Raw genomic sequence first — 24263 nt, 5'->3', positions numbered from 1 at the left:
TTTTTTGTCAGGCTTTGTGTTTGCCAGTGCTAAAACCCCGAGGTTACATCAATAAAATTAATAACCGCTACACACTTTAATTATATTACACAGAAAATAACGAGTTAGTTGAAGCCGAAGTATGGCGAAAATCAAATAGAATAAAATACGAGGAGATTTATGCAGTACATTTCACATCAAGATCAGCAGTTAGCGTTTGAACAAACCGACAAGCCGAAGATTAGCAGTAATGAAGTACTGGTAAAAGTAGCAGCGATTGGCGTTAACCGCGCCGATTGTATGCAGCGCCTAGGTAAGTATCCTGCTCCTGAAGGGGATAGCCCTATACTAGGACTCGAATGTGCAGGTACCGTGTGTGAGCTTGGCAGTGAGGTAGACCCTAAATGGCAAGATAAGCGTATTTTTACTCTATGTGCCGGTGGTGCGTACAGTGAATATGTCGCGGTAGATGCGCAGCAATTAATGGAATTGCCAGATAATATTTCTATGGCACAAGGTGCTGCTATAAGTGAAGTGTATTTAACTGCCTTTGGCGCACTCTTTGAGTTAGGAAAACTACAATCAGGGCAAACGGCGCTTATTCATGCCGGTGCCAGTGGCGTAGGCGGAGCGGCTATTCAAATGGCAAAAAGTGCCGGTGCACAGGTGGTAATAACAGCAGGGTCTGATGAAAAATGTGAACACGCTAAAAGCTTAGGTGCTGACCATGTGATTAATTATAAAACCACTGATTTTGTTGAATATATGAAGGCACATAACTTAAGTGCAAACGCCATAGTCGATCCTGTTTCTGGCCGCTATTTGAATAAAAATGCCAAAGTGGCCGCAATGGATTGTCAGATTGTAATGCTCGCATTTTTAGATAGTCGCTTTGCCGAAGTCGATTTTGCACGCTTATTACAAAAGCGCATTTCGTTTCATGCCTCGACATTACGTAATCGCAGTATCGCGTTTAAACGTGCGTTAAAAGATGCATTTGTAGCGCGCTTTTATGATGATATTGCCAATCAAAAGTATGACTTTAATATTTATAAAACCATGCCATGGCAACAAGCTAGTGAGGCACATGCCATTTTAGAGGGTAATGAAAACTCAGGTAAAGTTGTATTATTGGTAGAGTGAAACAAGTAATGCCACAGGGATTAATATTGTTAATCCCTGTATGAGGCCATATACTTTAACAAACTATTTCGATTTTAAGGTTAATAATGAATCCAATTATTGCAATATTAAAAGAGCACAATGTCAGCGATGAAAAAGTAGCGGCATTATTTGAAGCATTTACCCAAAACCCAATGATGGCTATGGCTTTAGTACAAGAGCTGGGCATACCACCTGAAAAACTTCAGCAATTGATGGCGGTAGTAATGACCCAACCTCATTTAATTAAAGAAGCAACGGATGAATTAGGTTTAGATTTTGCAAAAGTACAAGAAGCGAAAGACAAGTTAAACCAACAGTAAACTATCTTTAGAGACATGTTTTATGCATGTCTCTATCCCTAAACATGTTTTGTTACACACTCATTTGAACGGCTCTGCATTTATACAATTAAATAAATACTTAACCTATAGCAGAGACAAAACATGAAGCGACTTTATAAATTTTGGAAAAATAACCGTTCTTAAGGGCCTGTTAACCTTTCAAGGTTGAATTTGCAGTAGTCTGTTTGGTATTTAAGCAAGGCAGAGCCTATGTGGTGTGGTTATTCCCCACAAATAGGCGATAACGTAGCATCAATGCCAAACAGGCATTGCCCAAAGGGTTCTTCCAAGGGGCGATTAACTCTTTGTTACTCGGTTTTTACTTAGCCCACTAGGTTACAAACCTCGCGCCGCGATTAAATCGCCCCTTGTTTGAACAAACTCCAATCCGCAAAGGTCAACAGGCCCTATTGTTTTTATTATTTTAATGAGCGTGCTTCGTAGTGCCGTCGCCGATTGGTACGAAGTACCAACAGGTTCAATGAAACCGACTATTGAAGAAGGCGACCGAATCCTTACCGATAAAATGGCGTATGATTTACGTATTCCATTTACGCATGTATCCCTGTTAAGACTGGCAGAACCAAAAACCGGCGATATTATTGTATTTGATTCTAAGGTGGCGGGTAACCGTTTAATAAAACGCGTTATTGGCACACCAGGTGATACAATTTCATTTCAAAACAACGAATTGACCATTAATGGTGAGAAAGTAAGTTATAGCACTTTAAACAAGAGCATTCAGTGGCTAGATAAAACTGAGCACTTAAAGGGGCATGCTCATACCATACGGCTTACCAAATCGGCAGCAAGCTTAGTGCAGTTTCCGGCAACATCGATAGCAGCAGATCATTATCTTGTTATGGGTGATAACCGCGATAACAGTGCGGACTCACGGGTTATTGGATTAATTACACGTGATGAGTTGCTTGGTCGGGCAGAGCGTGTGATTGTCTCGCTTGATTATGATGATTACTACTTGCCAAAAAGTGACCGATTTTTGAAGCGTTTAGAATAAAAAACTTACTATTATAATGGCTAAGCAAGATTGGTTAGCCATTGCTGTTTTTGCAGGTAGGATTATTTAAGGCATTAATCAATATCAATCGAGTAAGCTTCTAATAGCTTGTTAAGCTTAACTTGCTCTGAAGCATCAAACTCTATACCAACGCTAAGGCGGTTGCCTTTCATTTGGTTATTCCTAATGTAAGACGTAATAATAACAGGCTCGTTGTCTAATGGAGAAAGTATATGCACAAAAACTTGACGTTTTTTTAGTGCAACAAATCCAGAGCTTACGTGAATAGCAAAGCGACAACCACTCGGAGAAATATCAATAATTAAACCGTGCAATAAGCTTTTACTATCAGCATCAATATCGCTTTTATGTAAACTAATTTTAGCCGGAATGTGTGTAGGCAACCTGCTAGTTTCACGTAATTGTCGGCTTTCAATTTTTTTAGGGTAAGCTAAATAAATTAATCGTTCTGGGCGAAATGAAATCGCTAATATGCTGGTTGAAAAAGCAACACATTCGCCCCGTTCGTCTTCAATGATATAACGTACAATAGCCCCATTACCTTCAACTAAAATGTCGCTGTAATCATTTTTACCTGCTTGAGCAGGGTATTTTAATATTAAATATTTACCGGTGTCGTAGCCGATTAAAGTGAGTTTAAAGCGAACCTGAATGGGATTGTTAAATTGTATATCAATCATCTTTCCCGGGAGTAAATCGAGGAAAAACTTCTTTTGATCTTCAGTTGGCTTATCTTCAACAGTAGTATTATTTTTATTTGTTTCCACAAACACTTTCTCAATATTAACAGATGCTTAATTATCTTTTAATATAGTGTAAAAATCACTAGTATAAAAGAGGGCATTTAGTAAAAGAAATCGATATTTTGTGCTTATAATAGTGAGCGGAGTTAGTATTTTACTCCGCTGTTGAGATTAGGTTGTTACTCTTTTGGCAACAAAACAGTATCAATGACATGAATCACGCCATTGCTGGCTTTTACATCTGCCATTACTACGTTGGCACTGTTGATCATGACAGAGCTATCATTGGTGGTTACATTCACAGACTGGCCTTGCACGGTCGTTGCACTGTCTAATTTTACAACGTCTGCAGCCATTACTTTACCTGATACCACATGGTAGGTAAGAATTGCAGTTAACTTGTCTTTATTTTAGCTCTTAAGAAGGTTTTCAACGGTACCTGCTGGTAGCTTAGCAAATGCTTCATCAGTTGGCGCAAATACAGTAAAAGGGCCATCTCCTTTTAACGTATCAACGAGGCCTGCCGCTTTGACAGCTGCAACGAGTGTTGAAAAAGAACCATTGGCAGCAGCTACATCAACGATATCTTTTTTCATCCATGGTGATCGGCATGAGCTGCTGAAGATAGGGTTAAACTTGCTAATACAAAAGTCAGAACAGACGCTATTTTCTTAAACATGTTACTTTCCTTTAAATTGATTATTTGTCGGTTAAATATTGCGCAGGGTTGCTAGCTTACGATCATTTTTTAAAAAAGGGTGGGTCATTGCTTTATCCCAATAAAGGTATTTAATAAAAAGCAAAGCCAGCTATTAACCCTCCTCGTGAAAGCTTTTATGAGTAAACACGGTCTGTTTATTTTCAATTTTTTATATCCAGTTCAGCGATATAACGTCATTAATTAACAATAGGAAATAAACCATGAAAAAATGGGCTCTTTTTACAGCGCTCATTACATCACTTTCTTCATTAGCGTCTGTTGCTGGACAAACTGAAATGCAGATAAATACACATAATCAACAGCTTGAAAATGTGGCTATGATGGCACGATTAACGGGTAAAATGGCACAGCGTATAATCAACGCAGCGTCTGCAGCAGCGCACAAAGACAATTTAGCTGTATCAATAACCGTTGTGGATGCATCTGGGCAAACGCTGGCGGTACTTCGCGATCATCGTGCCGGTGTTCATACTATTCGTGCCAGTTATAAAAAAGCCTATACCGCCAATTCGCAAAAGCGTAAAACCGCAGTTATAGCAAAAGGCATAAAAGAGGGCACTATTCCAGCAGACCTTCGTTATTTAGGTGAAAACATTTTAATATTGGATGGCGGGGTGCCTATTTATATAAACGATACTGTGGTGGGGGCTGTGGGAGTTGGCGGTGCTCATGGCAGTGAGGATGTACCTGTTGCAAAAGCAGGGATCAAAGCGTTATGGTTAGCGCAGTAGAAAAACAGATCACGTTACTAAATATCCCCAAAAGTGATAGTAAAGGAGTTTACAGATTATGAACGAGACTGATTTAGCGCACTTAAAACGCACCGTAGCACTAGCTAAAGAGGCGTTAGAAGCAGGAGATGAACCGTTTGGCTCTGTGCTTGTTGATGCTAATGGGCATGTCTAAGTGAAATGCACGTTGCTACAGCACCGGTCAATCCTTTGCCTATTGAGGCTATTTCTCCCAATACGGCGGTTTATGGTCCAGTACCGGCACTTGCAGAGCAAGTTCATGCTTTGCACCGCCAATTTCACCAAGCAAGGTAACTAAAAAAGCAGCGAGCTGTCCTTTTATAATTCAATTAGTAAATAATGAGTGCATGTTATAGTTACCTGTACTCATTTTTAAATCAGAGCTGCAAAAGGCATAACTATGATTGTTAAGATGTTTGATAAACTACTATTTGCTTGCGCTTTTATTGTTTCATTGCAACTACCGCAGCTGAGTGATCATTACCAACAACATTTAGCGGGCTTATACCATGCCACCAAGTGGCAAGTTGATGGCTATGCAAAAACGGCCAAGCAATATAACTTTTCTAGCATGCAAGCGATGATAAACCGCCACTTAGCTAACGCTGAACCTAGCGTTAGAGCCGATGCAAATCAAAAACAGCAAACATTACTGCAATTTGCCGATTTAAAAAAAGGGATGGCTATTTTTGAACAAGGTAATTTAGTGCAAAAAATGCTGTATATGTTCTCCCTTGAGCGCGTTGACAGATTACAAAGTACACTTGATAACTTTAAGTTAGGTATCCCTTTAACCGCAAGTGCAGTGTTGTTTGCATTGGTATTAGCTATTTTATTAAATCAATTACTTATGCTGCCACATACTTTATATGTTTGGCGTAAAAAGCGTATTGCATCCGATGCAGTAAAATTTAATAGCTGATCGTCAATGAGTTATCATTGGTGATTTTCACTGTCCTTTTTAACAACAAATGCGCCACGAATGTCACCCAGTTTAAAATCAGTTGCCTGATCATTAGGATATAAAGTCGCTATTTTTTTAGAAACAGTGGGGTCAACCTGACTGCCATGACACGCTAAACATGCTTTTTGAGTAGGAATCGCTTTTACAAAATACCAGCCATCCGGTCTTTGCTCTTGATATTCTATGCTTGCTACCGGCTCGCCATTGAGCTTACGTTGTTCAAAGTTTAATAAAACATTTTTGAGCCATGCATCGGGTTGATTATCTGAGTTACGAGTTTTCAAAGCACTACGGCTAATTTGCCAAGGACTATTGCTATGTTGTGAAGCGATAGCGGGTGCAGCTGTATTACATACACTTATTGCCGCTAGTGGGCCGCTTTGTTTCATAGTACTAACCAGTACCTGTTTTAAATCACTTGAAAATGCCTTAATGGTTTGTCGTGCCTCGTCGGTATTGTTAGCAAAAGCAGCGGATGAAAGAAATAAACTGGAAAAAAGCAAAATAATGCGCATAATACACCTCTTAATATTAGAATATTCTAATATACAGGGTATCAGGTGTTTTTCAAGTATATCGTTTAGCGTTTAAGCACTTTTTTACTTAAGGCACCGCGCCTAAAATCGATAAACAGTTTCAAGAGAAAAAATATGCACAATAAGCACGGTGAGAGTAAAATAATAAACCAACAAAATAACCATGATGCTGGTGGACTTAATGCACAAGATCCATTAGCCGCTATTAAAGCAATTCGACTCGAACAGTTAGCGCAATGTAGGCTTAAAACACGAAAAGAAATACAACACATGCAAAACAAAAAATAGCCTTGGGCGATAAAAACTTGCTAAGTTAACGTTATTAATTTTAAAGGTTGGATAGTGCAATTAATCCGTTATCTATAAAACATCCGCATCAAATTATTACTTTTATAGCTTGGCTGTGCGCTTTAGCTGTGATGTTAATAGGGCTACTTGCGCCTGAAAATAAACGTGTTTTAATGCTATTGACACTGAGTTCGCTCTGCTTACTTATGTTTAATAGTGTAACGATGTCAGCTTGGGTATTTAAACGTTTTAAAGAGCAACAATTACGCTTTATTGCTCTTTTAGGCAGTGGCGCTTTTATGTTGTGTATCGCGGGTGATGTGGTTAATTTTAATTTACCTCAACACTATTATCGCTATAGTACCTTGATAAAACATGATTACTTAGTTGATTCAATCTTATTTTTTGCACCTGGTTACAGCCTTTTATTTATAGCCTGTGTGTTAGCTTTTAATATAAAACGCCGGGTGTCGCTTATAAAAAGTGCACTTTTTTTTGTTGTTGTGTTGGTGCTAAGTAGTGCGTCGCTCTCTACTATGTATCTTGAGGGGGCAGGAGATACTATTTTAGCTATGACTGGGGTTTATAGCTTAGTGATAACGGCTGTTGGGCTTATGGGTCTGGTATTAGTTGTTGCCTATGGTGGGATTAACGCACCCAAATCAATAGTGTGGGTGAGCTTAGGGCTTTTCCTTGCTGCATTGGCTGATGCCATTATTGGTGCTTTTTGGATTTATGGTAATCAGGGGCAAGGCTTTTACCCTCAAGTGCGCTATATAAACTGGTTTGTGTATATTAGCTCGCAAAGCTTGGTGATTCACTTAGCAAAAGTTGTTGCAGTAATACCAAATCGCAATAATGCTTAATTATTTTTCAGGGAGCAAACCAGAGAATAGCGGCGTTAAAAACTCTCATTAGAATAGCTAAATAACAAATGAAAAAAAGCCGCTAAATATTAGCGGCTTTAAGCGATAATAATTACATTACGCGCATACCCGGCTCAGAGCCGTCGTCTGGGTTAAGAATGTAAATTTCTTTACCACCAGGGCCTGCCGCAAGTACCATGCCTTCAGACATTCCAAAACGCATTTTACGTGGTTTGAGGTTAGCAACCATTACCGTTAATTTACCTTCAATGTCTTCTGGTGCGTAAGCCGATTTAATTCCAGCAAACACTTGGCGAGTTTCACCGCCTAAATCAAGGGTTAATTTAAGCAGCTTGTCAGCGCCTTCTACGTGCTCTGCTTTGGCAATTTTAGCAACACGCAGGTCTACCTTTGCAAAGTCATCAAACTCAATCTCTTCGCTAATAGGCTCTTTTGCAAGTGGGCTATTAGGATCGATTTTGTCTTTTTCAGCAACTAAGCTTTCTTTTGATTCTTCAACCATTTTATTCACTTTATCCATTTCTACACGTTGCATTAACGGCTTAAATTTATTGATAGGGTGGTTTACTAGCGCTGTTTGCGCACCCTGCCAAGATAATTCATCATTTAAAAAGGCTTCAACATTACTTGCCATGCCAGGTAGCACGGGTTTTAAGTAAGTGATCAACACGCGAAATAGGTTAAGTCCTAGTGAGCAAACCTGATGCGCTTCTTCTTGCTTTGACTCATCTTTAATAAGCACCCAAGGCGCGGCATTATCAATAAACTGGTTTGCTTTATCAGCAAGTGCCATGATTTCACGAATTGCACGGCTGTATTCGCGGTTCTCGTAATATTCGGTGATTGTCGCTGATGCGTTCTGGAATTCTGCAAGCAGTTGAGGTTGCATAACTGTATTGCTCAGCTTACCGTCGAACTTTTTAGTAATAAAACCAGCACAACGACTGGCAATATTCACTACTTTACCTACTAAGTCTGAGTTTACACGTTGTGCAAAATCTTCAAGGTTTAAATCTAAATCGGTAATGCCACTATTAAGTTTAGCTGCGTAGTAGTAACGTAAAAATTCTGGGTCTAGGTTATCTAAATAAGTACGCGCTTTAATAAACGTACCTTTTGATTTAGACATTTTTGCGCCATTGACCGTAACAAAACCATGGGCGAATACGTTAGTTGGCTTTCTAAATTGAGCGCCTTCTAACATGGCAGGCCAAAATAGACTGTGGAAATAGATGATGTCTTTACCAATAAAGTGATAAAGCTCAGCGTCTGAACCTTCTTGCCAAAATGCATCAAAGTCGATGCCCTGCTTATCACATAAGTTTTTAAAGCTCGCCATATAACCAATAGGCGCATCTAGCCATACGTAAAAGTATTTACCTGGTGCGTTTGGAATTTCAAAACCAAAATAAGGTGCATCACGGCTAATGTCCCATTGCTGGAGACCATCGGCAAACCACTCATCTAACTTGTTGGCCATTTCTTGTTGAATTGTGCCTGAATGTAGCCACTCTTTAAGCATGTCTTCAAAGGCGGGTAAATCAAAAAAGTAATGCTCAGAATCTTTTAAGATAGGCTCAGCACCTGACATGACAGAGCGTGGGTTAATCAGCTCGGTTGGGCTGTAGGTTGCCCCACAGGCATCACAGCTATCCCCGTTCTGATCTTCCGATTTACATGTAGGACACGTGCCAGTGACAAAGCGATCTGGCAGAAAAATGCCTTTTTCTGGATCGAATAACTGTGAAATAGTGTGCTTTTTAATATGACCGGCATCGTTAAGGCGATTATAAATAAGCTCACTAAATTCTTTATTCTCTTGGCTATGGGTACTGTGGTAATTATCAAATTTGATATTAAAATCAGCAAAGTCGCGTTGGCGCTCGATACTAACGTTTTTTACCATTTCCTCAGGCGTGATCCCTTGCTTTTGCGCATTAAGCATAATAGGTGTGCCATGAGCATCATCGGCGCACACATAGTACGCTTCGTGGCCTTGTAGTTTTTGAAAACGCGACCAAATATCAGTTTGAATATACTCTAATAAATGCCCTAAATGGGTAGGGCCATTGGCATAAGGTAATGCGCTAGTAATCAGGATCTTTCGCTGTGCCATAATCATTCCGAATTAAGCGTTCCTAGTCAGGAACAGATGAAAATTATTACATTATCGATAAGCAAAGTGATAACAGAGCACACTGCTTATCGATATTTACTAATTGACTGGTGTTAATGCCCTGAATGTTACATAATTCCGTGGCACTTTTCATCAAAGAAACGCTATTTTATTGCTATGTTTGGACTGTCGAAACTATTCTCTGCAAAATCGGTGCAAAAACAACCGATTATTTCTGCTCTAGCGGCCTATCGCAGTGCCGCTTTCGCTGTGGGTATTGAGCAAGATTTCATTGCTGATATCACTCAAAACACTGATAAATCAATTACGGTTAAACTCAATCTCCCTTTTGCGGCGCAATCTGAAATGCCGCATGTGGCTCAATTTTTGACTGAGCGTTTAAAGATTGATGTAAACGTAACGGCTAGTGTTCACCTTAAAGAGGCTGCGAAATTTAAAGCCATTAAACATATTGTTTTAGTCGCCTCAGGAAAAGGTGGGGTGGGTAAATCTACTACGGCTGTAAATCTTGCGGGTTCGCTTAAAAATGAAGGCGCAAAAGTAGGCATACTAGATGCCGACATTTACGGTCCGTCAATTCCTATGTTATTAGGATTAGTTGGCAGTGAGCCGGTTACAAAAGACAATAAACAATTACAACCGTTTGATGCCAATGGTATTAAAGCGCAATCTATCGGTTTTTTAGTCCCCAGCGATGATGCCACCGTATGGCGCGGTCCAATGGCCTCAGGGGCGCTTAGTCAGCTTTTAAATGAAACCGATTGGGGTGAACTTGATTATTTAATTGTAGATATGCCGCCAGGTACCGGTGATATTCAATTAACCATGAGCCAAAGAGTGCCAGCCAGTGGCACCGTGATTGTCACGACGCCACAAGACTTAGCGCTTGCTGATGCGCAAAAGGGTATTGCTATGTTTAATAAAGTAAATGTGCCAGTGCTCGGTTTGATTGAAAATATGAGCCATTACATTTGTGAGCATTGCGGCGAGGCCAACCATGTATTTGGTAAAGACGGTGCGCAAAAATTAGCCCTTAAGCATGGTGTGCCTGTGCTTTCGCATATTCCGCTTGCGATTGATATCAGAGAATCCTCTGAGCAAGGTAAGTTGATTGCCGATGATACAGATGCGGTTATTAGCAAAACTTACAGCGCGGCCGCGCGATTGGTTGCCAGCACGCTTTACTATCAACAACATCACAACGCGATTGACGTTGTGATTACGGAAGATTAAAAATGAGACTTTCAGATACACATATTAAAGAATACTTAAACGATGGGCGCATTGTTATCGAGCCCGCGCCAACGAGTGAAATGATTTCAGGGGTTACCGCTGATCTTCGCTTAGGTAATAAGTTTAGAACATTTCATGCCCATAATGCCGCTTATGTTGATTTAAGTGGTCCAAAAGATCAGCTTAATAAAGCGTTAGAATCAATCATGAGCGACGAAATTGTATTAGCTGAAGGCGAAGCGTTTTTTCTACATCCTGGCGAGCTTGCGTTGGCAATAACCTATGAAAAAGTAACCCTACCTGCAGACATTGTTGGTTGGTTAGACGGGCGTTCATCGCTGGCACGTTTGGGTTTAATGGTGCATGTTACAGCACACAGAATCGATCCTGGTTGGAGTGGTAATATTGTTTTAGAGTTTTATAACTCTGGTAAGCTGCCGCTTGCACTCAGACCTATGATGAAAATTGGCGCAATGAGTTTTGAAACACTTACCGGTCCGTGTGAAAGCCCTTATAACACCCGCATTGATGCAAAATATAAAGATCAGAATAGTGCGGTAGCAAGCCGTATCAGTGACGATAAATAACTGAGCTAAACAATAGCTTATTTTTCTAGTTGATGAAGCGCATAACCTAATAGTTGAAAATAATGGTTAAGCGCTTCATTGGCGTGTAACGTGTGATTTAGCTCAGGATAAATTAAGTTATTATTACTCAAACCGCCGACTAAAAAACTGTTTTTGATTGTTTGATGCTCGTTGATACAGGCTTCAAAACACCGAGCAGCAAGCTCCTCTGGCATACTCATATACAGCTGATTATGCGCTTTATCAAACGCAATGCATTTATTTACAAATTCATTGGCATGTTCACCGCTTTGCTCTAAAAACACCTGTTTATAAAATTGATTAAGTGCATCATTAAGTGGATGGCTTAAGTCGGGTGAGTTTGATAACCATAACTTAGAAGCGAAACCAAAGCGGGTTTTTGATTTAAACAAATGCTCACTAATATGATGATCAAAAGCATGAAACCATTCATGGGCTAAAGCGCCACCGCCTGCATTTTTAGCCAGTGCTAAGGTTTGGTCATACGCATTATAATGTGCTTGCACGCCTTTTTGTCCACCGTGACCAAAAGCGAAATTAAGTTTGCCACGCAGGCCAATGGCTGTGGGTGGTAAATGCAAAATCTGCGCTAAATCAGCCAGCGCATCATAAATTAAGTTGGCACTAATAAAGCGCTCTTCTTTAGTAACCCATTTACCAACCACCATAGAACGAAAACTAAATGTGGTTCTTATATCACTAAAATCGACTTGATCGTCAAAACGATAGTCGGGACCTTGGCGAGAAAACCCGCGTTTTAATCGAGATGTGGTATTACGCATCGGTTATTTTATTTCAGCTTATTACAAGTAACGTGCTTTTACGTGAGCGGGCATGTGTTGGGTTTGTTTTTTTATTAATTCCTCTAATAAACCATACAAGGGGGCAGGGTTTAGTGCTTCTATGAGCCATAAACTATGTGCTACAGCTTCTAGTGTCGATAAACTATCTGCTCTAGGGGCTTTACGAATAGCATAACGGTTGGTGGGGATATGGCTAAAGCTTACCGTTTTAAACTGTTGTAATAACGAGGTTAATTGCAAAATTTTAAAGGCTTTATTCCATGTACCATCAATCACAATTAAATGCGTAATCTCTTGTAGATTTTCTTTACTATTCGGTCGGTCTAATTTTACGGCGCTCTCGCTTGGGTAGAGTAATACGCTCGATTCAATAGGCAGGTCTTGTAAACTGGCGAAGTCCTGATTATTTTCGCCTCTAATAATTTTACAGTGGGTTAAACCCAAAGCTAATAGCTGCGCCGTATTTTTGCTAACTTTTGCTTCACTGGGGTGCTGCAAAATAATAACCTGAGTTTGGTTATTAACACGGGTAATTGCGCTGCAAATACAAGTGCTTAGCGAAAAGTTACACTGTTTACAAAGAGGGCGTGCCATTGAATACACTATGTCGTTAGTACATTTGCCGTAATTATACATTTTTGCACTAATAAAGTTGGTTTTTTTTGTGCTTAGATATAGAGTAAGAGATAAGAAGAAAATCGATGGACCGTATTGAAGGGCATGAATATGACAGAGATCAATATTGACGAATCCGCTTTAGAAAGTATGGAATCGCTATTAGGAGAACAATTTCCAGATACGCTGGAATTTTGTTGTGCGGAATTTGAGCGATTGGGTAACGAAGCAATTGCTGCGATTGGGCAAGATAAAGAGGCTGCTATTCGCCACTCTCATAGCCTTAAATCAAACGCCGCTCAATTTGGTGCGGCAAGTTTAGCCGAAGTTGCCCGTTTAATTGAATATAATTTAAATAACGGGAATGACGAGCAGGCTGTTAATGCAGCCCATGGATTAATGGCACAAGTTACTGGTTCACAAGCAAAACTAAATGCATGGTTAGCTGGACGCTAAGCGTGTTTTAACAGTAATAAAAAAGAGTGTTAACGTGAATTTTTTTCAGTTTTAAGCGCTTAATTTTTCTAGTAATTCACGGCTTTACTGCGTTAGTCTAATGACTAACTTGCTCTTTAGAGGTAACAATGTCAGAAATAAAAAAGAGTCATAAATTAGACGGCGTCTGTTATGACATCCGAGGTCCCGTTTTAGTGCAAGCTAAAAAAATGGAGGATGAGGGCCAAAAGGTATTAAAGCTTAATATAGGTAACCCCGCCGCATTTGGTTTTGATATGCCAGAAGATATGCATCGCGATATCATCCGTAATTTATATTCAGCTCAAGGGTACTGTGACTCTAAAGGTCTTTATTCTGCGCGTGTTGCTATTTATCAGCACTACCAACAGCGTGGCTTACACAATTTAGACGTTGATAATATTTACATTGGTAACGGTGTGAGTGAACTTATCCAAATGGTTACTCAAGCACTGTTGAATAATGATGATGAAGTGTTAATTCCTGCCCCAGATTATCCACTTTGGACAGCCTCGGTAAGATTAGCAGGTGGTAATCCGGTTCACTACTTGTGTGATGAAGAGCAAGATTGGTTTCCTGATATTGACGATATCAAAAGTAAAATCACTTCTAAAACCAAAGCATTAGTGCTGATTAATCCCAACAACCCAACCGGGGCTGTGTACAGTGACGCTTTGCTTGAAGAATTGATCAATATTGCTCGAGAGCACAAACTACTGCTGTTAAGCGATGAAATATACGAGAAAATTCTATACGACGGCGTTACCCATACTTCTATTGGTTCATTATGTGATGATCTCCCTATCATCACCTTTAATGGCTTAGCTAAAACATACCGTGCTGCTGGGCTGAGAATGGGCTGGATGGTGTTAAGTGGTCGCACGGCATTAATGACAGATTTAATTAAAGGCTTAGATATTCTTGCTTCAATGCGTCTTTGTGCCAATGTGCCCGCACAATATGCAATTCAGCAAGCACTGGGAGGGGTTCAATCAATTGATAGCTTAATAGACCCCGGTGGGCGTTTATATGTGCAGCGAGATATTGCTTGGCGCGGCTTAAATGCGATTGATGGAATTAGTTGTAAAAAGCCAAAAGGGGCGCTTTATGCTTTCCCTAAAGTGGACACCGCTAAATTCAATATTAAAAGCGATGAACAAATGATGTTTGATTTGTTAAAAGCAGAAAAAATATTATTAGTGCATGGGCGCGCCTTTAACTGGCCAGAGCCTGATCACTTTAGATTGGTATTTTTACCCAATAAAGATGATTTATCGAGTGCAATGATGAAAATGCAGCGTTTTTTCAAAGATTACCGACAAGAATAAAGAAAAAACGAGCCAAGGGGCTCGTTTTTTAGTTAATGCACTAAAGTAAATGGTCGTGTTTCAAAGCATGCAATAGGGCACTGCATACGTTGCCTTGGGATACCTGCTTCCATAAAGACGTGGCCTTGCACAGTAAACCCATTATTTTTGAATCGTTCTACTTCGTTTAAAATACAATTAATACTGATTGCTTCAATACCTTGCTCCGCTGCTAATTTAACAATGAAATTAAGCAGTGACTTATAAACATTGCGGTTGCGATGCTGCGGCAATACGGCGATTCTTCCAATTAAACCATCATTACATAATCGACCTGTGGCAACAGGTGAGTGCATATTATCGGTGACCAGAATATGTTGAGCGAGTGCATCTAAGTTGTCAAATTCAATACTTTTAGGAATATGTAACTCATATACAAACACTCGCTCCCTTATATGTTGCAGTTGGCTTTTTTCACTTTGCCAATCAACTTTGTCAATGGTATAAACCATGACCTCCTCCTAGCTAAACCAAATACCTTCATTAACCAGTGTAGTAAAAGTTTCGATAAAATCTAGGCTAGGTGTGGTTGCATTAAGCACGCTACTATCAAATTCAATAAAATCAGTAAGCTGTTTTACCGCTTCTAAATCAGATAAGGGTAAAGCGTAGTTTTCGCCATTGATACTTAGAAGTAACTCTGCATCCATACATTGATAAATAGCACGTGTGCCCCCTAAACGCTCAAATGTTACTTGGTTTTCAAGCAGTTGTTGTATTTGTGCGACACTAAATGGGTCTTCTTCAGGGGCTAAGTCCATATCATGCTTAGGTTGGCTAAGGGTGTTACCTAACCAGTGTTTAAATAAACTCTCGTCTTCAAGCAATGCTTGCATTAACGTTTTTACTTTATCGACTTCGCTTTGGGTTAGCTCACCTTTGGAATCACGCAGGGCGAGGGTATGGTCGGTATACCTTTTTTGGCCGCTTTCTGTGTCGATAATATGATCAGCAAAACTTGAAAGTAAATCTTGCTGATTAGGTGCTCTAAAACCGACTGAATAGTTGAGTGCATTTTCAACCGCATAGCCTTCATGAGGACAACCGGGTGGTATATATAAAATATCACCGGGCTCTAAAATACAATCAATCACAGCACTAAAAGCTTCAACTTGCAGTAATGTTTTATTTTGGGCAAATTGTTTTAGTGTTGGGTCGGGTAATCCTACCCGCCAATGGCGTTTACCTTCACCTTGAATAATAAATACATCGTATTGGTCTAGATGTGGGCCAACACCGCCACCTGGGGTTGAGTAGCTGATCATCAAATCATCTATGCGCCAATTTGGTATAAAGCGAAAAGGTTCAAGTAACTGAGCAGCCTCTGGGTGCCAATGATCCACTGCTTGCACGAGTAGCGTCGAATGCTGATCAGTGAGTATTTCAAAATCGTCAAATGGCCCCTGATGCGATTGCCATTGTTGGTTGTGGTTAGTAATAATGCGCGATTCTATGCTGTCTTCCATAGCAAGGCCTGCGAGTTCATTCGCATCAAGTGGGTCTTGAAAATCTTTAAAACCAGCTTTGATCAACAGTGGTTTTTTTTGCCAATATTGACTTAAGAACGCTTGCTCTGATAATTCATTTATTTTTAATTGATACATAGAATGCCTATAACGTTAAGACCTAAATGAAAAAAGCGAAAGGCAGGTACCTTTCGCTTTTTATTAGTAGATTTGAGTGATTAAACTAAATCATCAATAAACTCAACAGCGCGACCAATGTAGTTAGCCGGCGTTAGTTTTTTCATTTCAATTTTTGCAGCTTCTGGTAGGTCTAAACCATCGATGAAATCAGCCATAATTTCTTGATTTACACGTTTACCACGGGTTAAATCTTTTAGCTTTTCATATGGTTTTTCAATACCGTATTTACGCATAACGGTTTGAATTGGCTCAGCGAGCAGCTCCCAGTTTTGGTCAAGCTCATCTGCTAAACGTTGCTCGTTCACTTCAAGTTTGCTTACACCTTTAAGGGTTGATTGGTATGCAATTACCGCATAACCCATACCTACACCTAAGTTACGTAATACGGTTGAGTCAGTTAAATCACGTTGCCAGCGAGACACAGGTAGTTTTTGTGCTAAATGACCAAAGATAGCATTGGCTAAGCCTAAGTTACCTTCTGAGTTTTCAAAATCAATTGGGTTCACTTTGTGTGGCATAGTTGATGAGCCAATTTCACCCGCAATAGTTTTTTGCTTAAAGTGATTAAGTGCAATGTAGCCCCACATGTCGCGGTCAAAATCGAGCAAAATAGTATTAAAGCGTGCAATTGCATCAAAAAGTTCTGCAATGTAATCATGCGGTTCAATTTGCGTGGTAAACGGGTTGAGAGTTAAACCTAGGCTAGTTACAAACTTATCGGCGTGGGTATGCCAATCGTAGTCAGGGTATGCACTAAGGTGTGCATTGTAGTTACCCACAGCACCGTTTACTTTACCTAGCATTTCTACTTGTGCAATTTGGTCACGTTGGCGCTTTAAACGCATGTAAACATTTGCAAACTCTTTACCCATAGTTGAAGGCGTTGCAGGCTGTCCATGTGTACGAGTCATCATTGGAATGGCTTTGTACTCAATTGCTTTTTCTTTAATAGCGCTTAATAACTCATCACAGTAAGGTAAAACGACGTTGTTACGCGCTTCACTTAACATTAAACCATGAGATAGGTTATTAATATCTTCAGAGGTACAGGCAAAGTGAATAAATTCATTAATTGCGTGTAGCTCAGCATTATCAGCTACTTTTTCTTTTAGTAAATACTCTACGGCCTTAACATCATGGTTTGTCGTGCGTTCGATGTCTTTAACTCGCTGAGCATCAGCTTCACAGAAGTTATCTACAATGGCATTCAACAGCGCATTCGCTTCGTCGCTAAAAGCGGGGACTTCTTTAATCTCGCTTGCTGCAGCTAACGCTTGCAACCAACGCACTTCAACGGTTACGCGGTATTTGATTAATCCAAATTCGCTAAAAATACTGCGTAGTTCAGTGGTTTTGCTGCCGTAGCGACCATCAACCGGAGAGATAGCCGTTAACGCTGAAAGCTCCATAATAACTCCTAAATTTTAGTTTGAACGATAATTAAATTTTTGTTTTAGCTATGGCGAGAATTTTTCTTTTTGCAAAAAAGAAATGACGACGTTTGCCGCCCATTTGTCGCCATAATACTGCACTGCGAATTCCGGCTAAAAGTAATGCGCGGATTTTATTTTGCGTGAGCTGCTGTTTTAATAACTCGGGTTTACCATAAACCTGAATTCGGTGCCCAAGGGGGCTTAGCACCGACGAGTATATATCTGCTAAACCGGCAACAACACTGTCATCGGTAATAGCAAAATGGTCTAAACGACGATGAATATCATCAATACGTTTACCTAATTCATTGAGGTTTTTACTGTTAGCACTAAGCGCACGCTCTAACTGCATTAAACCACCCACATATTTGACTATTTCTACATCTTTTTGAGCACCGGCACTCAGTTGTGCCATCAATGTTTTATAGCCATCACGTAAGTTATGCTCACCTTGATACACATCTTCAGGGGACGCTGGCGAGGTTTGCACAATACTCGATAATAAAATCGATAAATCTTGTTCATCAGCGCGACCATACTGAGCAACCTTCTGAACTTGCTTAGCCACTTGACACATGGCTGCAAGCGCCATGACTTGGTGTTGATTCATTATTTGATCACCGAGTCAATAATACCGCCACCTAAACATACTTCATTAGCGTAAAATACCGCAGATTGTCCTGGGGTTACCGCTTTTTGTGGCTCATCAAATAATACGCGTGCCATACCATCTTCACCGACTAACAAGGTACAGCTTAGGTCCTCTTGACGGTAGCGTGTTTTTACGGTGCAACGAGTAGTACCTTGAGGACCAACACGATCTACCCAGTGTAATTGGTTGGCATTTAGGCCATTACTGTAAAGGCGAGGGTGATTTTTACCTTGGCCCACAATCAATACATTGCGTTCAACATCTTTGTCTACAACATACCAAGGTTCGCCTGAGCCCTCTTTCATACCACCAATTAACAAGCCTTTGCGCTGACCTAAGGTGTGGTACATCAAGCCTTCATGTTCACCAACGTTGTTACCATCTGTGTCTTCAATAACACCAGGTTGAGCAGGTAAGAATTTTTGTAAGAAATCTTTAAATTTACGCTCGCCAATAAAACAAATGCCGGTGCTGTCTTTTTTATCATGGGTAATTAAATCTTGCTCTTCAGCAATACGGCGCACTTCTGGCTTGGCAATATCTCCCACAGGGAACAGCGTTTGCGCGATGTGTTCATGACTCAATGTGTACAAAAAGTAGCTTTGATCTTTATTATCATCTAGGCCACGGCACATAACATATTTATCATCTCTGAGCTCACGACGTACGTAGTGGCCCGTTGCTATATAGTCAGCACCAAGTGCTTGAGCCGCAAATTCTAAAAAGGCTTTAAATTTAATTTCTTTGTTACACATGATGTCTGGGTTAGGTGTGCGACCAGCTTTGTACTCAGCTAAAAAGTATTCGAATACGTTATCCCAGTATTCGGCTGCAAAGTTAACGGTATGAAGTTCAATACCTAATTTGTCACAGACAGCTTGGGCATCTTTTAAATCTTCAGCGGCAGCGCAATATTCATCATTGTCATCTTCTTCCCAATTCTTCATAAACAAGCCTTCTACTTGGTAGCCTTGTTGTTTTAATAAATATGCAGATACAGAAGAATCAACACCGCCGGACATACCAACGATGACTTTAATGTGACTATTTTCGCTCATGAATAATTTCGCTTATACAGATTACTGTTAACTTGGAAAGGCCGCGATTATAGCATGTATTTTGTAAGTGCTTAAAGAGAGGAAGGGCTATTGAATAGATTTTGTTGCTTTTTTTTGTTGGTTCGGGATGATTTACTCTTTGTTAGTCGATTTTTACTTAGCCGATTTGATTACACATTTTGCGGTGCTATTGTAGCCCCTTTGTTTGAACACATTTTAATTTGCAAAGAACAACAGGTCCAAATGTCAGGCCATTAAATTACAAACACTCATTTAAGTTATAAGTGATGAGTAAATGTTGTTTATTTAAGGTGTTAGTACTATTTAAAGAATATCAAAGAATATATTTATTATTGTTATTAACAAACCTTTACAATCAAATGATTATGCAATACCTTTAGATGAGTTTAAATTGAATAAACACGCAAATAAGTATTTATAATATAGTCAATGGAATGAATATATGAATTATGCTTCTCAAGCACAAAAGGTAAAATCTTACGTTGTTGAGTTATCAACAAAGGTACAACGCGATGATTGCTTAGTAGCAGAACAATTGCCACATAACGTTAAAGAATCAGCTTACCAACTGTTTTATCAAACCATTAGGGTTCCTCGTCCTTACCGCTTTGAAGAACCCAACCCTATTTCAGCGCTATTTAGACTCATTGAACATTCTTTAGACTTTATTAATCCCTTTCAACAAGTCATTTTAAAGCAGCTAGAAAAGTGGTGGTTAGAATGGCATTTTGTTGCCACTATGAATGCTTCTCTTGAAATGAAACACGTTGAACAGCAGCGTTTTGTTAGTAGTGCAACTGAACATCCAATGCGAAAACATGAGCTGAGCCATTATGCAAAATTATTTACTATTTTGCCTTTGCCCGTGTGTAATGTTTGTATGGTAACCGGCGATATTTTAAAGCTTAATCAACGCTTTGTAGATGTATTTGGTTATACAATTGATGATATTCCTAATTTAAAACAGTGGTGGAAGGTCGCGTATCCTGAGCCTAGTTATAGAGAGTCTGTTCAAACGATGTGGGGTGAATCTTTAGCGCAGGCAAATAAAAATAATGACGATATTCCCGCTAATGACTATCAAATTGTATGTAAAGATGGTTCGAAAGTGATAATGCAAGTGTCAGGTATTAGTGTAGAAAGTGAATTTATTGCTGTATTTAACGATGCGACGGAGCGTTTGAAAACCCAAGAGATACTCAGCGATATGGCCTTTTTAGACTCATTGACTAAAATTGCCAACAGACGCCGTTTTGACGAAAAATTACATGCTGAATTTAAAAAACTGATAAAAGTAAATACTCAACTTTCTATGATCATTATTGATATAGATAATTTCAAAAAATTTAATGATAGGTATGGTCATGTTGCCGGAGATAAGTGTTTACATAGCGTAGCGCAAAAGCTGGCAGAAACAGTCAGTCGTCCTGAGGACTTTGTAGCGCGCTATGGCGGAGAAGAGTTTGTTGTTTTACTCCCTCAAACAGATGATCAAGGTGCGCTCTTTATTGCAGAACAAATACAAAAATCTATTGAAGATTTAGCGATAGCTCATGAAGATAGTTTTACTGGCTTTCTCTCTGTGAGTATGGGAGTTCATACGGTAAAACATGGCGAAAAAACTAACCATGTCGATTTCTTTAAAGCAACGGATAGTGCGCTGTATTATGCAAAAAAGCAGGGCAGAAATTGTATTGCCTTAGGAAGGCATGAATAACACAGCATGTTTAACCTTTGCTTTTAATACCAGATAAGCAAAGGTTAACGTAAAGTATTACTGTTGGTTTGTGGTCCACTGATTTTATATTGACCTGTTTCAATTCCATCGAGTGTGTATTTACCAATACTATAGCGAATTAACCGTAACGTTGGGTGGCCAATGTGTGCGGTCATTCGTCGAACTTGACGGTTTTTCCCCTCGTTTATAGTGATACTCAACCAAGATGTTGGAATTGATTTACGTTCTCTCACTGGGGGAGTGCGTGGCCAAAGCGCTGGTTCATCGATTAACTTTACCTGTGCAGGTAAGGTTAATCCATCTTTGAGTTCGACCCCTTGACTGAGCGCATCAATAGATGCTTCTGTAGGCACCCCCTCAACTTGTACCCAGTACGTTTTGTTGGTTTTTTTACCAGGAGCGGTTAAGGTATTTTGTAATTTCCCGCAATTGGTCAATAATAACAAGCCTTCACTGTCTCTGTCTAAGCGACCCGCAGCATAAACATCTTTAATAGGAATAAAATTAGCCAGTGTTTGTCTATTTTGCTCGTCTGTAAATTGGCAAAGGACATCATAAGGTTTGTTAAATAAAATAACTTTTTTATCGCTTTGGGCTATCTGTGGCTTAATTGCTCTTTTTATCGGGCTCTTTTTTACAGCACTGCGCGAATATGTACGACCTGTATTGCGTTTACTTGTTGAAGATGACGTGTTTTTAGCTTTTTGTTTCATTAAATACACCGTGCAGGTTTAGGTAAGCCCGCAATTTTAGTGGCTTGTTTAGCTGGTCCCTTTGGAAAAAGTTTATACAAGTACATGCTATTACCTTTATCCTCACCGAGCGCTTTAGCCATCGCTTTGACTAACATTCTAATTGCCGGGCTGGTGTTGTATTCAAGATAAAATGCGCGCACAAAGTTAACAACTTCCCAATGCTGTTCGGTTAATATAATGCTTTCATGTTGTGCAATAACATCGGCCAATTCTTTAGACCAATCAGTATGATCTAGCAGGTAACCTTGCTTATCTGTGTCTATTGTTTGATTATTAAATTCCAGCATAAATCACCAAGTAATTGATTGTTTAGATGATAAACTTAGGGTAACGAACTCATCATAGCTAATCGCTTTATCATTCAAATTTAAAGAGATACCACGCGCCGCTGCATCGTCCTTTAAAATATAAAGCGAATCGGCAAATTGTCTGTATTGCCCTTTAGCAAAACAGGCATCACCCACTAATAAAACCGAGTCTGTTAGCATAATCAGATTATCGAGACTGTTTGCACTGTAGTAATTCAGTGGTTTTGAAAATATATGTAAAGTGCTCATAGCGTTACCACGTGCTGCTGATTTTGAATTAACTGTTTTTGGGCATTAAAGTTAACGGTTTTTACTTCAATAAGTAGCTCATTTTTACTTAAACCGTAGTCAATGAGTGACTTCTCACACACGTAGATATTGTCAACATCATATATTTCTAGGGTTTTAATATTTTTAAAAAAATCTTTAAGCCCCAAACTATTCGGGCTTTGATTTTTTTTAAGAGCTAGCACCGCAGGACCGCTAAACAACCAACTTATATTTTGATCAACTGCGGCAAAAATAAGCGTCATATCGAGTGCATCGCGAATATGCATGTCATCAAATGGGCTTGATTGACTAATAACGAGTACATTAATCATTTAAATTGTATCCATTTATCTGCTTCACTGGCTAACATAGCAAATTCAGCGAGGCCCGCTACAGCGAATACACCAGTATTTTGCATATCTAAGCCACGCTTTTCAGCTGCCGTAACGCACAGCATTAAATTAATATTTTTGTCGGCTAGTTGTTGCCAAAGTGAGGATAAATTGAGCTCATCTGAGGCAAGTTCAAAATGCGTAGAAGCATGATAGATAGCATCTTGGTATAAAAATATTGCATCAATACTATGCCCTTGTGCTAAACAGGCGTGAGCAAATTTAACAATACGCTGTGTGGTATCGTGATCCGATGGTGGAGTATGTAAAGAAAGTACAAAGCGTGCCAAAACTATTCCAATAAAAAAGCCCCAATAAAGGGGCTATTTTAACAGAACTATTTAATTAGTCATTATTTGCGCCAAGTAACGCAAGTAAAGACGTAAATAAGTTATAAACGCTCAGGTATAAAGAAACCGTTGCGCGGATATAATTCGTTTCGCCACCATTAATGATTCTGCTCGTATCGAACAAAATTAGGCCAGACATGATTAATACCACGGCTGCGTTTAGTACCATAAACATTAAAGAACTACCTAGGAAAATATTTACAATACTTGCCACGATAACCACAATTAAGCCCACAGTTAAAAAACCACCCATAAACGAGAAATCTTTTTTAGTGTTAAGTGCATAAGCAGATAAACCAAAGAAGATTAACGCTGTAGAACCTAGCGCTTGCATAATTAGCATAGGGCCATTAGGTAATTGCGCATAGTGATTAAGGAGTGGGCCTAAACCAGCGCCCATTAATCCTGTAAACGCAAACACCCAAAATACACCAGATGCTGTGTCGGCTTTTTTGTTTACAACAAAAAGAAGGCCAAACGAAACCAGAGTGAACACTAGTCCCATGAAATAAGGTAATTGCAGTGCCATTGAAATGCCAGCGGTGACGGCACTAAATGCAAGTGTCATTGCAAGTAGAAAATAAGTGTTTTTAAGCACTTTGTTTGTTTCAATGGTCGACATTACCGGCTTTGCAGTATTGTACGATTGATTAAATGCCATTGTAGAGCTCCTGTAAGTGAAACTAATTAGTTCCTGTAATTTAACTAAAATTAGATTATCAACTCTTATATGTTTGGGCAAACCTTTGTAGATCAATAGACAATTAAATTTAAATAAAAGTTCACTCGGCGTATAGGAATTGCTCTTTTGCTTTATGTTTAAACAAATTAGTTGTTTTTTAATCACTTGAACAAATAATTGAAAAAAAAGCTTCACAAAGCCCATGGGTTTCCCTATTATTCAGGCCGTGAGGAGAGATGGCAGAGTGGTCGAATGCACCGGTCTTGAAAACCGGCAGGGGTTTATAGCCCCTCTAGGGTTCAAATCC

At 39.5% G+C, this 24263-nt stretch carries 29 protein-coding genes and 1 pseudogene; 13 read left to right on the top strand and 17 right to left on the bottom strand.

What is annotated here, in order from left to right:
* Positions 1–159 precede the first annotated feature (159 nt).
* The 3 genes from MTN96_RS13955 to lepB all read left to right on the top strand — a co-directional run bounded on the left by MTN96_RS13955 (position 160) and on the right by lepB (position 2502).
* Positions 160–1122 (top strand): zinc-binding dehydrogenase, encoded by a 963-nt coding sequence (locus MTN96_RS13955; protein WP_248531972.1) that lies wholly within the window; start codon positions 160–162, stop codon positions 1120–1122.
* Positions 1123–1208: 86 nt separating this feature from the next.
* Positions 1209–1463: a DUF2999 family protein gene (locus MTN96_RS13950; protein WP_008113615.1), complete on the top strand. Its 255-nt coding sequence runs from the start codon at positions 1209–1211 to the stop codon at positions 1461–1463.
* A 430-nt stretch (positions 1464–1893) separates the two neighbouring features.
* Complete coding sequence (lepB, locus tag MTN96_RS13945) at positions 1894–2502, top strand: signal peptidase I (RefSeq protein ID WP_308200630.1); 609 nt, start codon at positions 1894–1896, stop codon at positions 2500–2502.
* 74 nt (positions 2503–2576) lie between these two features.
* Here lepB and MTN96_RS13940 read toward each other — a convergent pair whose 3' ends face one another.
* Together MTN96_RS13940 and MTN96_RS13935 are read right to left on the bottom strand one after the other, a co-directional pair.
* On the bottom strand, positions 2577–3290 hold the full coding sequence (locus tag MTN96_RS13940) for a flagellar brake protein (protein ID WP_036982509.1): 714 nt from the start codon (positions 3288–3290) through the stop codon (positions 2577–2579).
* A gap of 155 nt (positions 3291–3445) precedes the next feature.
* Positions 3446–3945 (bottom strand): annotated as a pseudogene (locus MTN96_RS13935) (fasciclin domain-containing protein).
* A gap of 242 nt (positions 3946–4187) precedes the next feature.
* Between MTN96_RS13935 and MTN96_RS13930 the strand changes: the two are divergent.
* From MTN96_RS13930 to MTN96_RS13925, 3 genes are all read left to right on the top strand, one after another.
* The gene (locus tag MTN96_RS13930; RefSeq protein WP_248531968.1) at positions 4188–4718 is read left to right on the top strand and encodes a heme-binding protein; all 531 of its coding nucleotides are present in this window, start codon (positions 4188–4190) and stop codon (positions 4716–4718) included.
* Positions 4719–4898: 180 nt separating this feature from the next.
* Positions 4899–5033 carry a hypothetical protein gene (locus MTN96_RS37030; protein ID WP_282452041.1) on the top strand — a complete coding sequence of 45 codons (135 nt, stop codon included), beginning with the start codon at positions 4899–4901 and terminating at the stop codon, positions 5031–5033.
* A gap of 106 nt (positions 5034–5139) precedes the next feature.
* Positions 5140–5661, top strand: coding sequence for a DUF2937 family protein (locus MTN96_RS13925; protein WP_248531966.1), 522 nt, complete (start codon positions 5140–5142; stop codon positions 5659–5661).
* 14 nt (positions 5662–5675) lie between these two features.
* Here the strand turns inward: MTN96_RS13925 and MTN96_RS13920 are convergent, their stop codons facing one another.
* Positions 5676–6218 (bottom strand): DUF3365 domain-containing protein, encoded by a 543-nt coding sequence (locus MTN96_RS13920; RefSeq protein ID WP_036982519.1) that lies wholly within the window; start codon positions 6216–6218, stop codon positions 5676–5678.
* Between the two features lie 135 nt (positions 6219–6353).
* On the opposite strand from MTN96_RS13920, the gene MTN96_RS13915 reads away from it, so the two are divergent.
* A complete protein-coding gene (locus MTN96_RS13915) occupies positions 6354–6527 on the top strand; it encodes a hypothetical protein (RefSeq protein WP_190276266.1) in 174 nt (57 codons plus the stop codon).
* A gap of 224 nt (positions 6528–6751) precedes the next feature.
* The gene (locus MTN96_RS13910; protein ID WP_248531965.1) at positions 6752–7393 is read left to right on the top strand and encodes a hypothetical protein; all 642 of its coding nucleotides are present in this window, start codon (positions 6752–6754) and stop codon (positions 7391–7393) included.
* Positions 7394–7505: 112 nt separating this feature from the next.
* On the opposite strand, the gene metG is transcribed toward MTN96_RS13910, so the two are convergent.
* Entirely contained in the window at positions 7506–9530 is a 2025-nt protein-coding gene (metG, locus tag MTN96_RS13905; protein ID WP_013465054.1) for a methionine--tRNA ligase, read from the bottom strand.
* Positions 9531–9707: 177 nt separating this feature from the next.
* On the opposite strand from metG, the gene apbC reads away from it, so the two are divergent.
* Both apbC and dcd read left to right on the top strand, forming a co-directional pair.
* Positions 9708–10784 carry an iron-sulfur cluster carrier protein ApbC gene (apbC, locus tag MTN96_RS13900; protein ID WP_248531963.1) on the top strand — a complete coding sequence of 359 codons (1077 nt, stop codon included), beginning with the start codon at positions 9708–9710 and terminating at the stop codon, positions 10782–10784.
* A 2-nt stretch (positions 10785–10786) separates the two neighbouring features.
* Entirely contained in the window at positions 10787–11371 is a 585-nt protein-coding gene (gene dcd, locus MTN96_RS13895; protein ID WP_013465052.1) for a dCTP deaminase, read from the top strand.
* Positions 11372–11388: 17 nt separating this feature from the next.
* On the opposite strand, the gene MTN96_RS13890 is transcribed toward dcd, so the two are convergent.
* Both MTN96_RS13890 and MTN96_RS13885 read right to left on the bottom strand, forming a co-directional pair.
* Positions 11389–12174: a CLCA_X family protein gene (locus tag MTN96_RS13890; protein ID WP_248531961.1), complete on the bottom strand. Its 786-nt coding sequence runs from the start codon at positions 12172–12174 to the stop codon at positions 11389–11391.
* Positions 12175–12195: 21 nt separating this feature from the next.
* Entirely contained in the window at positions 12196–12789 is a 594-nt protein-coding gene (locus MTN96_RS13885; protein ID WP_036982528.1) for a tRNA-uridine aminocarboxypropyltransferase, read from the bottom strand.
* 132 nt (positions 12790–12921) lie between these two features.
* Here MTN96_RS13885 and MTN96_RS13880 point away from each other — a divergent pair, with 132 nt between their 5' ends.
* Positions 12922–13266: an Hpt domain-containing protein gene (locus MTN96_RS13880; protein WP_036982530.1), complete on the top strand. Its 345-nt coding sequence runs from the start codon at positions 12922–12924 to the stop codon at positions 13264–13266.
* Between the two features lie 128 nt (positions 13267–13394).
* On the top strand, positions 13395–14612 hold the full coding sequence (locus tag MTN96_RS13875) for a pyridoxal phosphate-dependent aminotransferase (RefSeq protein ID WP_036982532.1): 1218 nt from the start codon (positions 13395–13397) through the stop codon (positions 14610–14612).
* A gap of 32 nt (positions 14613–14644) precedes the next feature.
* Here the strand turns inward: MTN96_RS13875 and MTN96_RS13870 are convergent, their stop codons facing one another.
* The 5 genes from MTN96_RS13870 to mnmA all read right to left on the bottom strand — a co-directional run bounded on the left by MTN96_RS13870 (position 14645) and on the right by mnmA (position 19440).
* Positions 14645–15103, bottom strand: coding sequence for a GNAT family N-acetyltransferase (locus MTN96_RS13870; RefSeq protein ID WP_248531959.1), 459 nt, complete (start codon positions 15101–15103; stop codon positions 14645–14647).
* A 9-nt stretch (positions 15104–15112) separates the two neighbouring features.
* Positions 15113–16255 (bottom strand): cupin domain-containing protein, encoded by a 1143-nt coding sequence (locus tag MTN96_RS13865; protein ID WP_248473812.1) that lies wholly within the window; start codon positions 16253–16255, stop codon positions 15113–15115.
* Positions 16256–16335: 80 nt separating this feature from the next.
* The gene (gene purB / locus MTN96_RS13860; RefSeq protein WP_069439525.1) at positions 16336–17706 is read right to left on the bottom strand and encodes an adenylosuccinate lyase; all 1371 of its coding nucleotides are present in this window, start codon (positions 17704–17706) and stop codon (positions 16336–16338) included.
* A 31-nt stretch (positions 17707–17737) separates the two neighbouring features.
* Positions 17738–18340, bottom strand: coding sequence for a high frequency lysogenization protein HflD (hflD, locus tag MTN96_RS13855; protein ID WP_248531957.1), 603 nt, complete (start codon positions 18338–18340; stop codon positions 17738–17740).
* Positions 18340–19440 (bottom strand): tRNA 2-thiouridine(34) synthase MnmA, encoded by a 1101-nt coding sequence (gene mnmA, locus MTN96_RS13850; RefSeq protein WP_036982542.1) that lies wholly within the window; start codon positions 19438–19440, stop codon positions 18340–18342. The genes hflD and mnmA overlap by 1 nt, the downstream gene beginning before the upstream one ends.
* 463 nt (positions 19441–19903) lie before the next feature.
* Here mnmA and MTN96_RS13845 point away from each other — a divergent pair, with 463 nt between their 5' ends.
* Positions 19904–21178 (top strand): diguanylate cyclase, encoded by a 1275-nt coding sequence (locus tag MTN96_RS13845; protein ID WP_248531956.1) that lies wholly within the window; start codon positions 19904–19906, stop codon positions 21176–21178.
* A gap of 44 nt (positions 21179–21222) precedes the next feature.
* Here the strand turns inward: MTN96_RS13845 and MTN96_RS13840 are convergent, their stop codons facing one another.
* Genes MTN96_RS13840 through MTN96_RS13815 form a run of 6 tightly spaced genes read right to left on the bottom strand, consistent with a single transcriptional unit; the run spans position 21223 to position 23935 of the window.
* Positions 21223–21912: an rRNA large subunit pseudouridine synthase E gene (locus MTN96_RS13840; protein WP_214552885.1), complete on the bottom strand. Its 690-nt coding sequence runs from the start codon at positions 21910–21912 to the stop codon at positions 21223–21225.
* Positions 21912–22241, bottom strand: a complete 330-nt coding sequence (locus tag MTN96_RS13835) for a TusE/DsrC/DsvC family sulfur relay protein (RefSeq protein ID WP_008112024.1) — start codon at positions 22239–22241, stop codon at positions 21912–21914. The genes MTN96_RS13840 and MTN96_RS13835 overlap by 1 nt, the downstream gene beginning before the upstream one ends.
* 3 nt (positions 22242–22244) lie before the next feature.
* Positions 22245–22511 (bottom strand): DsrH/TusB family sulfur metabolism protein, encoded by a 267-nt coding sequence (locus MTN96_RS13830; RefSeq protein ID WP_028835169.1) that lies wholly within the window; start codon positions 22509–22511, stop codon positions 22245–22247.
* Complete coding sequence (gene tusC / locus MTN96_RS13825) at positions 22508–22864, bottom strand: sulfurtransferase complex subunit TusC (protein ID WP_008112028.1); 357 nt, start codon at positions 22862–22864, stop codon at positions 22508–22510. The genes MTN96_RS13830 and tusC overlap by 4 nt, the downstream gene beginning before the upstream one ends.
* Positions 22861–23214 (bottom strand): sulfurtransferase complex subunit TusD, encoded by a 354-nt coding sequence (gene tusD, locus MTN96_RS13820; protein WP_036982547.1) that lies wholly within the window; start codon positions 23212–23214, stop codon positions 22861–22863. Before tusD ends, tusC begins: the two co-directional genes overlap by 4 nt.
* A gap of 55 nt (positions 23215–23269) precedes the next feature.
* Complete coding sequence (locus MTN96_RS13815) at positions 23270–23935, bottom strand: Bax inhibitor-1/YccA family protein (protein ID WP_008112034.1); 666 nt, start codon at positions 23933–23935, stop codon at positions 23270–23272.
* Positions 23936–24263 lie beyond the last annotated feature (328 nt).

It is taken from the genome of Pseudoalteromonas sp. 2CM28B (assembly GCF_023161935.1).
The sequence above is the reverse complement of the archived record's forward strand: the minus strand, read 5'-3'. Positions and strand labels throughout refer to the sequence as shown.